This window comes from Mesorhizobium sp. B2-5-4 (assembly GCF_006441095.1).
GTDB classification, from domain to species: domain Bacteria; phylum Pseudomonadota; class Alphaproteobacteria; order Rhizobiales; family Rhizobiaceae; genus Mesorhizobium; species Mesorhizobium salmacidum.
Window position 1 is genome coordinate 1 of record NZ_VFUR01000044.1, and the last position, 10,681, is coordinate 10,681.

Annotated in this window: 7 protein-coding genes and 1 pseudogene; all 8 read right to left on the reverse strand. The window is 62.0% G+C overall.

The features are described 5' to 3' along the window. Nucleotides 1-166 precede the first annotated feature (166 nt). A complete protein-coding gene (locus FJ492_RS28370; protein ID WP_140752371.1) occupies nt 167-1,513 on the reverse strand; it encodes an HlyD family type I secretion periplasmic adaptor subunit in 1,347 nt (448 codons plus the stop codon). Then, on the reverse strand, nt 1,500-3,269 hold the full coding sequence (locus tag FJ492_RS28375; RefSeq protein ID WP_140773623.1) for a type I secretion system permease/ATPase: 1,770 nt from the start codon (nt 3,267-3,269) through the stop codon (nt 1,500-1,502). Before FJ492_RS28375 ends, FJ492_RS28370 begins: the two co-directional genes overlap by 14 nt. A 356-nt stretch (nt 3,270-3,625) precedes the next feature. Beyond that, nucleotides 3,626-3,847, reverse strand: coding sequence for a DUF768 domain-containing protein (locus tag FJ492_RS28380; RefSeq protein ID WP_140773625.1), 222 nt, complete (start codon nt 3,845-3,847; stop codon nt 3,626-3,628). Between the two features lie 13 nt (nt 3,848-3,860). Further along, nucleotides 3,861-5,594 (reverse strand): tetratricopeptide repeat protein, encoded by a 1,734-nt coding sequence (locus FJ492_RS28385; protein WP_140773627.1) that lies wholly within the window; start codon nt 5,592-5,594, stop codon nt 3,861-3,863. A gap of 49 nt (nt 5,595-5,643) precedes the next feature. Continuing rightward, a complete protein-coding gene (locus FJ492_RS28390) occupies nt 5,644-7,050 on the reverse strand; it encodes an HlyD family type I secretion periplasmic adaptor subunit (protein ID WP_140773629.1) in 1,407 nt (468 codons plus the stop codon). Between the two features lie 164 nt (nt 7,051-7,214). Next, nucleotides 7,215-9,548, reverse strand: coding sequence for a peptidase domain-containing ABC transporter (locus tag FJ492_RS28395; protein ID WP_246676158.1), 2,334 nt, complete (start codon nt 9,546-9,548; stop codon nt 7,215-7,217). A gap of 167 nt (nt 9,549-9,715) precedes the next feature. Further along, the gene (locus tag FJ492_RS29390; RefSeq protein ID WP_181166789.1) at nt 9,716-9,892 is read right to left on the reverse strand and encodes a hypothetical protein; all 177 of its coding nucleotides are present in this window, start codon (nt 9,890-9,892) and stop codon (nt 9,716-9,718) included. Between the two features lie 253 nt (nt 9,893-10,145). After that, nucleotides 10,146-10,681, reverse strand: a pseudogene (locus FJ492_RS29395) (hypothetical protein); the annotation flags it as partial.

Below are 10,681 nucleotides of genomic sequence, written 5' to 3' on the forward strand. Positions count from 1 at the left end.
CCATACGAAGCACCGGAGAACCCGGAGATCCATCTCAAGACGCTCGGCAAGTCGCCTGAAGAGATGGTAGATGCCCTCTTCCACTTCGTCTGACGTCGAAGGGCGCAGGTTCCAATATAATAGCGCCGTTTCACATCGGAGCTTCCGATATCCAAGATGCGGGGGGCTATCTCTCCCGGAAGGCGCGTTGGAACGAATCCACCAAGGGCTTGGTCAGATAAGCCAGAAACGTCCGTTCGCCCGTTGAGATGAATGTCTCGACCGGCATGCCTGGATAGATCTGGTCGGGCTTAACCTGCGGTGGCAGCTTGTTGGCCATTTTAAGCCGGACGGTGAAGTAAGGCAGTCCGGTATTGGGTGCCATCAGCCGGTCGGCCGAAATGTAAAAGACCTTTCCGGACACTTTCGGCGTCGTGCGCGCGTTGAGTGCGGTGAACATCATGTTTGCGTCCTGCCCGACCCTGATTGAGTCGATATCTTCAGGCTTTATCCTGGCCTCGATGATGAGCTCGTTCGTGGTCGGCAGAAGCTCCATCGCGATCTCCCCGGCGCGGATGACGCTGCCTTCGGAATTGTAGAGCGAGCGCACGATGATGCCGTCCACAGGCGCCCGGATTGTGGTTCGGTCCAGGACTGATCGCGCAGCGTTGATCTGTTCCTCGAGATCCGCGACCTCTGCCCGTGCTTTGTTCAGTTCGGTGACGGCATCCTCGACCCGGCTGGTTGTAAGCCTTTCAATCTGCTGACGCGCTTCCACAGTCTGGGTCGCCGAGCTGGCGATCTGCGCTTCCAGAGATCCCGCCTGTCCTACCAACTCGGCGGTACTGCGCAGAAGATTGGTATATTCGGACCGATTTGTGAGTCCTTTTTGTAGCAAGTCTTTTTTTCTTTCCGTCTCCTCGTTGACGATCACAAGCTGATTTTCCGCTGCCTTCTTTTGAGCCTTTAACCCCACAATGGCGTCCTGAAGTGCTGCCACCCTTTGCTTCAGTATCCCCTGTTCCGCGCCATAACGTGCTAGCCGCGCCTGAAATTCCTTGTTTTGCTCGCCGAAGACATCGCTATATTCGGAAGCGCCTGAATAGGCTCCGAGGTCACTGGACAAGACAATACTCTCAAGGCCGTCGCGCTCTGCTTCGAGCCGAGAAATCTCGGCTTTTTGTGCAACCCACTGCTTGAGAACCCGGTTGAGCTGGGACCGCGCCATCGTCGGATCGAGCACGATCAGGGCCTGGCCTCTTGAGACCCTGTCACCCTCGCGAACTCTAATGCTCCTGACAACGCCTCCTTCGAGGTGCTGGATCATGACATTCTGCCCTGCTGCGGCGACCACACCCGGCGCAATGGTTGCTCCAGCAATCGGCGCCGTGGCTGCCCAGAACCCGAAGCCGAGCACGAAAACGGCCACGCTTGCATATCCCGCCAGCATGATCCGATCTGTGCGTGTATCGATGTTGCGCTGCCAGCGATAAGCCTTGGCGCCAGCCTGGATGGTTTGGCTAGGGGCCGTCATTTGCGACTTTTACCTCTACGCGAGCCTGTGACGGGAAAGGCACCACTCCTTCATTGTCATGCGACTGAGCGGTCGCCGCTGCTGCCGCTCGGGCCCGTCGCTGAGCAAGTTCGTCGAGCACGTCCTTGGTCAAACCGTAAATCTCGACCTGACCGTTTAGCAGCATGAGGATGCGATCGCATTTGGAAGCGAGGGAGGGCCGGTGGGTAATGACGAGGACGGTCGTCTTTCGCGACCGCGCTTGGATGATCGCCCGCTCGAGCGCGGCTTCGCCGTCGGAATCAAGATTCGCGTTGGGCTCGTCGAGAACCAGTATCTTGGGATCGCCGTAAAAAGCGCGTGCAAGGCCAATGCGCTGACGCTCGCCGCCTGAAAGGCGAACGCCAGCGGGGCCGATCACCGTCGAGTATCCGTTCCTCTGCCCCATGATCAGCTCATGTACCTGCGCCTTCCGGGCCGCTTGAACTAACTTCTCGTCGGATGCGTCCGGCTCAAAGCGCGCAATGTTCTGTGCGATGGTTCCAGGGAAGAGTTCCACATCCTGTGGAAGGTAGCCTATGTGACGGCCGAGTTCCTCCGGATCCCAGTTTCGAATATCGCCGCCATCGAGACGGATCGCGCCCGAACGGGGTTGGATTGCACCGACGATGAGCCGCGCCAGCGTCGATTTTCCTGCCTGGCTCGGGCCGACGATCGCGACGGTCTGGCCAGCGGGGACCTCGAAAGTCACCCGCTTGATGAGCGGCATCGCACCGTCGGCCGAACCTGGAAGATGATAGACTATCTGATCTGCGCTCAACACTCCATCGGGACTCGGCAATGCCGGGTTTTCCTGCTTGTCCGGCCCGGATTGGGATACCGAAAGCCGCTTCCATGCAAGATTGGCGTCGGTGATCTGCCGCCAGCTTCCAACGATCTGATCAAGAGGTTGCAAGGCCCGCGCCGATATCATCGATGAGGCAAAGATCATGCCTGCGGTCATTTCATTGTGCAGAACCAGATATGCACCGACGCCCAATATCGCGATTTGCAGCACCGACCGCGTCGTGCGGGACACACCACCATAGAACGCGTTGATGCGAGCCAGTCCGTCGGAGGCGTGCAGTGAGTCGGAAAAACGGATCCCCCAGAACTCTATCGCGTTGGACACCATCCCGAGTGCGCGGACCGTTTCGAAGTTTCGCGCGAAGGCCTGCGCCGAATTCATTGAGGCGCTAAGATTGTCCGCCGCCTCCTTGCTGGGTCGCGAACTCGCGATCTGGTTCAGCACAGCGATGGCAACCATGAGAACCGCCCCGATAACCGTTACCAGGAAGAGCAACGGATGGACGAAGTAAAGCAGGCCCACGAAGATCGGCCCAAAAGGGAGGTCGAATAGAAAAAAGATGGTTCGCGAGGCGATGAATCCCCGCAGGGTCGCCAAGTCGCGCAGGGCCTGGACGTCGCCGAGACCGGCACGCGGACCGCTCATTGCCGCAAGAAATGATGATGCACCCAAAGAGACATCCAGCCGAGCGGCGAGCTGGCTCGCATATACGCTGCGCACGACTTCGAGTACGCCGAACAGCAAGAGCGACGATAGAGCAAGCAAGGTCAAATAGGCGAGCGTGTCGAGGTTGGCCGCAGGCAAAACCCGGTCATATACCTGCAGCATGTAGAGAGGCAGAATCAACACCAGGGTGTTCATTGCCGCGGAGAAGAGGCCCATTTCGACCACACTCCTCGACAGCACCCTTCTGTTTGTAGAACTGGGCATCTAAATCGCACCCGGGGCAAACGATCACATTAGACAATCTGTATATATCATACGGTGTTGCGATGCCACCAGTTGAGATTCTTTTGATGGCCATGATGATGAACGCAAACGGGCTAGGCGATGCGACAATTGCGGTTGTCCAAGGAGCATCGAGGCGAGAAGCCGCGCCTCCTGCTATGACCGACCTATTTGCGCCGCAAATACACCCTGCCCCTCAGTGCGACTGAACGGGATTCCGCCAATTATGGCAACACGTCTAGGCTTATGAGAGTGCTTCCTCCTCTTTGGAAATCCCAAGCCCGATCGGCTACCCAAGGCTTAAGGTAACTCTTGCACCCGAGGTCGTGGCGTTGTGCCTAATCCGGCAAACCGGACGTGCGATCCTGGAGCGTGCGCATGGTCGCTTCGTAGACGCTTCCGATTTCTCGGTCGATCTCTTGGCGTGCGATGCCTTGAGCCTCTGCCGCCCGCACGGCGTCGGCCGCCATGGTGGTCACGACGAGGGCTGCGTCGTCAATTCGCGGCGGTAGATGGTCGCAAATCCATTCGCGTAGGAAATCAGCGGCGCGCGTGCTCATATTCCATTACACCTCAACCCGAGGTAGCCTCAGCGAATTCCTCGCCCGCCTCCACGATGCCATGTGCAGCCGCTCGCTCGAGCCAGAGGCGGCTGGCCAACGGGTCGCGCTCTCCGGCGATACCTTTGGCGAGATATCGGCCCAGCATAAGTTGGGCCTGGCCATGCCCACATTCGGCGGCGGCCGAGAACCACTTCTGCGCCACCACTTGGTCGATCGGCAAACCCTGGCCGGAGCTGTGCAGCGCTCCGAGCGCAAACATTGCCCCGACATGACCGGCGGCGGCGGCTCGTTCGAACAACTGCACCGCGGCCTCTGGCGAATGATCGCCGCCACGGCCATTGAGCAGCATCTCCGCGAGTGCCACTTGCGCGTCGAGTATGCCGCCGTCGGCAGCCTGGGCAAACCAGGCGCGGGCCTGCTGCGCATCGGCCGCCACCCCGCGCCCATCCCTGAGGATGCGCGCATACATATATTGAGCCTCGGCCACGCCCTCAGCAGCGCGCCTTAGCCATTGCGCCGCCTGACCTTCGTCCTGGGGCACGCCGACGCCTTTGACGAAACAGAGGCCGAGATTGAATGCGGCGATCAGATCGCCTGAAGATGCGGCGGCTTCGAACCATCCTGCTACATTTGTGGTGTCGTCCGCCTCGCCAATCCCTTGCAGAGCGAGGTTGGCCATATCGACTTGTGCTGCCTGATTCCCGCTGGTTGCGGCCGTGCGCAGCCAGCGTGTCCCCTCCTGCTCATCCCTGGCAACACCGTTTCCCGTTAGGTAAAGGGAGCCTAGGGCGCGAGCGGCGGCCTGATGACCCGCCTCGGCCGCCCGTCGATACCATGTTGCGGCTTCTGCATAATCCGGCGGTCGGTACTTCACGTTACGTTCCCCCAGGAGGTACGCCGCCTCGATGTTGCCGGCCAATGCGGCACGTCGCATCCACGCCTCCCCGGCCACAGGATCGAGGTCACCGAGGCTCCCCTCGATCATCGCCAATCCCAATCGGAATTGGGCCGAGGGCAGGCCTTGCTCCGCAGCCGCCTGATACAGCCGAGCTGCGGCAGCAAGATCGCCCGCGACGCCCAGCCCGTGCTCGGTGAAGATCGCAAAGAGGTAGATTGCGGTCGGCAGGCCAGCGTCGGCGGCACGACGTACCTCGTCAGCAATTCTGTCCCGTTCCGCGAGACCACCTTGCCGGGCCAGGGAAAGGGCAAGGCCGAGGCGTCCTTCGGCGCAGCCGGCCGCGGCCGAGCGCTCATACCAGCGGTGCGCTGCATCCGCATCGCGCATCGGTCCGGGACCCCTGGTGAGGATATAGCCGAGGACTGCTTGACCGGTTGCCGAGCCTGCCTCGGCCGCCTTCGTGGCAAGCTCGCGTGCCGCCACGAAGTCCGGCTCACCCAAGGTGTCTTGTTCGAACAGGCGTTGCGATGCAGGGCGCTTGACATCAGCTTCAGATGTCGCCAGTCCGCTCACATAGAGTGCGGCGAGGAGCGCCTGTGCATCGGCGCTCCCGCGTTTTGCCGCCCGCCCGAGCCACCGCGTCCCCTCCACGCGGCTCGGCGGCACACCCGAGCCTTCAAGATAACAACGCCCAACCCGATATTCGGCGTCGGCGATGCCCGCGCGCGCGGCCATCGCCATGAGCGGAAAAGCTTCCGAAGGCCTGCCGCTGTCAAAAAGCTGCACTGCCCGCCGCAATGCTGCCGCAGGGTTGGCGAAACCAGTCAGCCGATCCAGAATTGTCATCGATCCGAGTCCCCTGACGTCCTCCATCTGGCCGCTGGCGCGCCGCAGCCTATGGCTCACGCATGGCTTCCTGGCCGATCGGCAGCATCGCGCCGAGAATATATTTGAGCACCGTGCGTTGGCCGACCTTGACGTCAGCGGTCACGGGCATGCCGGGGCTGACGATGAAACCGGCGGGTACCCCGTGCAGCGCGACCTGGTCGATGGAAATGCGAGTCCGATAGAATGGCTCGGCATCCGAGGGCAGCATGGCCAGGGAACTGTTGGGGTCGCGTGCTTGCTCCTGCGCAGAAAAGGAGTCCGGGCTGAGCGATCGCACGGTGCCGTGGGCGAGGCCGTATTGGGAATAGGGGAAGGTGTCGAACTTGATGACCACGGGGTCGCCGACGTGCACGAAGCCGCTGCTGCGGCCGACCACGTTTGTCTCAATCTCAAGCGGCGCGTCGGCCGGCACCAGCGTGATCAAGCGCTCACCCGACTGGAGGACCGAGCCGACCGAGACTTTCGCCACCGACTGGACGATGGCGTCTGCTTCGCTTTTCAACTCTACCAACTGCTTACGGAGCCTTGCCTTGTTGAGGAGTTCGCGAGCGTCGGACATCCGGGAGGTCGCGTCGGACAGACCCTGTGAGACTTCCGCTCGCCAGCCTTGAATGTAGCCGTCGCGCTCGGCGGCCACCGCAGCCTGCTGGCGCTTGGCAGCCTCTGCTGTTTGCTCGGCATTGCCGAGCGCCCGCGACATCTCTGCCGAATTGTCTTCCGCGATAAGGGTATTGAGGCGGCTTCCCACCTGTCTTTCTTCCAGCTGTTTGCGCATCTGTTCTATCGATGCCGCGACCGAGAGCCGCTGCCGGTAGCCAAAGGCATCCGATTGAGAACGCGAGATCACCGAACTGAGTTCATCGCGTTGCCGGTCGAAATTCTCCAGCTTGGCCTCATAGACTGCCTTGCGGCGCTCAAAGATAGACGCCTGCAGGGTCCAGCTCGGGTCGAGACCGTCATAGTTGAAAGCTTGGCCGTCGGCCTCCGCCTTCAACCGCGCCACCTCTGCCTCAAGCGTCGCGACCTGCATCGCCAGCGACTGGAGGTCCGCCGAGGCAAAGGTAGCATCGAGGCGGGCAAGCAATTGCCCGGCTTTTACGTGCTGACCTTCGCGCACGTCGATCGAGCGGACGATCGCCGTCTCCAAAGGTTGCACAATGATGTTGGGCGATTTTGAAACCACCAGCCCTCTGGCCGTCACCACCTGGTCGACCGGTATCAGTCCCGCCACGGCAATCAAGGCAACCACCATGCTCGAAATGATCCAGACGACACCGCGCGCCGACCGAGGAATTGGCGCATTGGCGACCGCTGTCGACGGCCATTGGAATTCGAGAATGGCTGGTGTCGTCGGATCGCTCGGTTCTATCCGACGCAAGCGGGCGGGGTGGATGGTGAGAGAGGTGGTGGTCATGGCTTGCTGGACCTGGAGTGTAAGCACTCGAAGTACAAACTGTCTCGAATGAAACCGATCCCATCCATTCCATCTTCAGTCGAAGCGCGATGGCCAAAGGAACGGTTCGCCGTCTTGCGGGCGATCATTGTTGAAAGCTCGAATCGACCGCCGCGCGACATCGGTCAACCCGACCGCGGCGGCACGGCGACCGGACGGCCGTGGCGGCCATCGAGGTGCCGGTTCTGCTGCGCCCACAGCTGGCGGTAGAGCGCGCATCGTTCGAGCAGGATCGCGTGCGGAGCGACGTCGAGGACCTTGCCCTGCTCCATGACAAGGATCTGGTCGCACTCGGTGAGCGAAGAAAGCCGGTGCGAAACGATGATCATCGTTCGCCCGCTAGCGATGCGCATGAGATTGGCGCTGACGACCGCTTCACTCTCGGGATCGAGGGCGCTGGTCGCTTCGTCGAGGATAAGGACGGTCGGATTGTGGATGAGGGCGCGCGCGATCGCCAGCCGCTGCTTTTGACCGCCCGACAGATTGGGCGACCCTTCCTCGATGTATGTGTCGTAGCCATTCGGCATTCGTTCGATAAATTCTTCGGCGCCTGCCAGATGCGCGGCCCGCATCGCGTCGGAAAGCGTCAGGCCTGCGCGCCCGGCGATGATGTTCTCGCGGATCGACCCGCGGAACAGGAAATTGTCCTGGAGCACCACGCCGAGCCCCTGGCGAAGGTGGCGCAGGTTGAATTCCTTGAGGTCGACACCGTCCAGCTTGAGGAAACCGCTATAGTCGCGATTGATCCCCTGCAGAAGGCGCGCGATCGTCGACTTTCCCGACCCGCTGCGCCCGACAATACCGAACATGGTGCCTGCCGGAATGTTGAAGCTGACCCGGTCGAGCGCCGGCGTCCTGGTACCGATATAGCTGAAGGTCAGATCGTTGAACGTGACCTCGCCGACGAGCCTCGGCCTTAAGCCCTGGGAATTCGAACTGCTCTCCAGTGGTCGGTTGAGGACCGACGACGCCTCGCCGATCGCCGCGCCGACCTCCTCGTAGTCTTCGATCAGCCGCGCCAGCCCGACAAGCGGTTGGGCGACGCGCTGGGAGATCATCATGAAGGCGAACAGGCCGCCTACCATATAGCCGGAACTGTCGTTCATCGCGAGATAGGCCCCAATCAGCATTGTGCCGAGCACCATGGCACGTTCGATCGGCGTTACCAGGGTCTGCGGCCAGCTGGCGAACTGCCCGAAAGCCAGACGCGCCCTTCCCGCCTCCGCCACCTGCTCGTCCCAAAGCGCCTTGCGTTGCGGCTCGAGACCTAGTGCCTTCACGGTCTTTATCCCGACGACAGTTTCGCCGAGTGCCGCCGACTTCCATGTCTCAGCTTCAATCACCCGCTGGTACCTCCGGCGCAGCGGCTTGAGGAAGGCAATAATGATCAGTACGATCGCGCCTGCGCAGGCAATCACGATCCAGGCGAGCTTGGCGTTGATGTAGAACATCACCGGTACCAGCACGCAGAGCGTTATCAGATCAAGGAACGTGCTGAGGAGTTTGCCGGTCAGGAACTCGCGGATGCGATAGACCTGCGCGAGATGGTACAGCGTCTCGCCGGCCGGATGACGCTCAAAATAGTCAAGCGGCAGGCGCAGGAGCCTACTGAAAATGTGCAGTTGCAGCTTGGTGTCCAGGCGGGCGCCGACGACGTTGATGATCAGCCGCCGTGCGTGGCCCAAGAGCGTTTCGTAGGCGAAGACGACGGCGATTACGGCCGACAAGAGCAACAGCGTCGAGACACTGTTGAACTGCAGCACCTTGTTGACCACCGTCATGACGATGAGCGGCGGCAGGATGGTAAGGACGCTGAGCGTGAACGAGGCGATGGCGACGTCACGCAGAGGCCGGCTTTCGAGCCGTACCAGTTCGGCGAGCCAGCCGAGAGTGAAAGGCGCGTCCGCCGCAACAGAGGATCGCGCATTTCGCAGCAGCACCGCCTCCCCCGTCCACACCTGCGACAGGCGCAACTCGTCGATAGCGGTGGATTCACCGTCATCAGGCGCGTCCACGCCTTTGAGGAAGACCAGGTTGCGCTCGGCACTGGCCCCGGTGAGGATCCCCGCGCCGCCATCACTGAACAGCAGGACGACCGGCCCGGTATCCTGGAAGCGCAAGAGGTGGGACCAGCGAACGCGGACGGCGCGAGACCACATACCGCCGTTGCGCGCCCACTCCGACAGGTCAGCGGAGGTTGGAAACAGGCTTGCGCTCGCCGCCCTGAATTCGTTCGGGTCGAGCTCGACCCCGTGATAGCGGGCGACCCGCAACATCGCCTTGAGGCGCTGCCCGACCTCTTCAAACTCGGCGGGACCACCGGGAAGCCACCCCGGTTCGGTCGTATCGGCCTCGATGCCGGCGCGGACCGCCACCGGCTGGATTTCGGCGCTCAGAGGGATATTCACCATGGGCTTCCCTCCGACACGCAAGCGCCGATACCCCAGGCGAACCGTCACACCGATACCTCAAGCGGGGACTGATCCACGCCGAGCCGGCCGGTCGGACGGACCCGTCCCCGGTCAGAAATGACGGGCGAGCGCACCCTGCTTTCCGCAGAGCGCGCGCGCCCGTTTCTCAGCCTTGGACTGGTTCCTGTCGTGGTCTGTCCACTTACCATTCCTGCTCACTCATGCGGCTTCAGAATATCCTTCAGAGCCTTCTTCACCGTGTCGTCGCTGTTGGCGCTGCCCGCACCATGCTTGGGATCCGAGGTCAGGTCGGTGCTCGCACCCAGCGGCTTGTTCTGGTTCTGGCCAAATCCCCTGATCGTGTTGAGCACGTTCAGGAGGTCGGTCGTCACCGAACCGGCCGCTAGTCCGATGAGCTGGCGGAACGACGCAGGGCTTACGGCATCATTGTCGGTCGAGCCGGATTGCAGGAACTGCGTCGAGTCCTTGAGCCCGAGAGTGCTGGCCGTGACCGTGGCGGTGTGACCGTCAGGGGGGCCATCGGCGTCAGTGCCATCATTGGGATGGCCTTTCCCCGGATTGCTGCTGTCGTTGTGGTCAGGATCGTTGCCGCCACCGTTGTTGCCATGGTGGTGGTCACCGGTCTCACCGCCAGGCCCCGTCGCTCCGGTCGGACCTGTCGGACCGGGCGCTCCGGTAGAGCCAGTTGCTCCGGTCGACCCGGTCGCACCGGTCGAACCTGTCGCTCCGGTCGAGCCTGTCGCTCCAGTCGAACCTGTCGCTCCAGTCGAGCCAGTTGCCCCGGTCGAGCCAGTTGCTCCAGTCGAGCCAGTTGCCCCGGTCGAGCCAGTCGAGCCAGTCGCACCGGTTGCTCCAGTCGAGCCGGTTGCACCAGTCGAACCTGTCGCTCCAGTCGAGCCGGTAGCTCCAGTCGAGCCTGTCGCACCAGTTGCTCCGGTCGCTCCGGTCGAGCCAGTCGCGCCGGTCGCTCCAGTCGAGCCGGTTGCACCAGTCGAACCTGTCGCTCCAGTCGAGCCGGTAGCTCCAGTCGAGCCTGTCGCACCAGTTGCTCCGGTCGCTCCGGTCGAGCCGGTCGAGCCTGTCGCACCAGTCGAGCCGGTAGCACCAGTCGAACCTGTCGCTCCAGTCGAGCCGGTTGCCCCAGTCGAGCCTGTCGCACC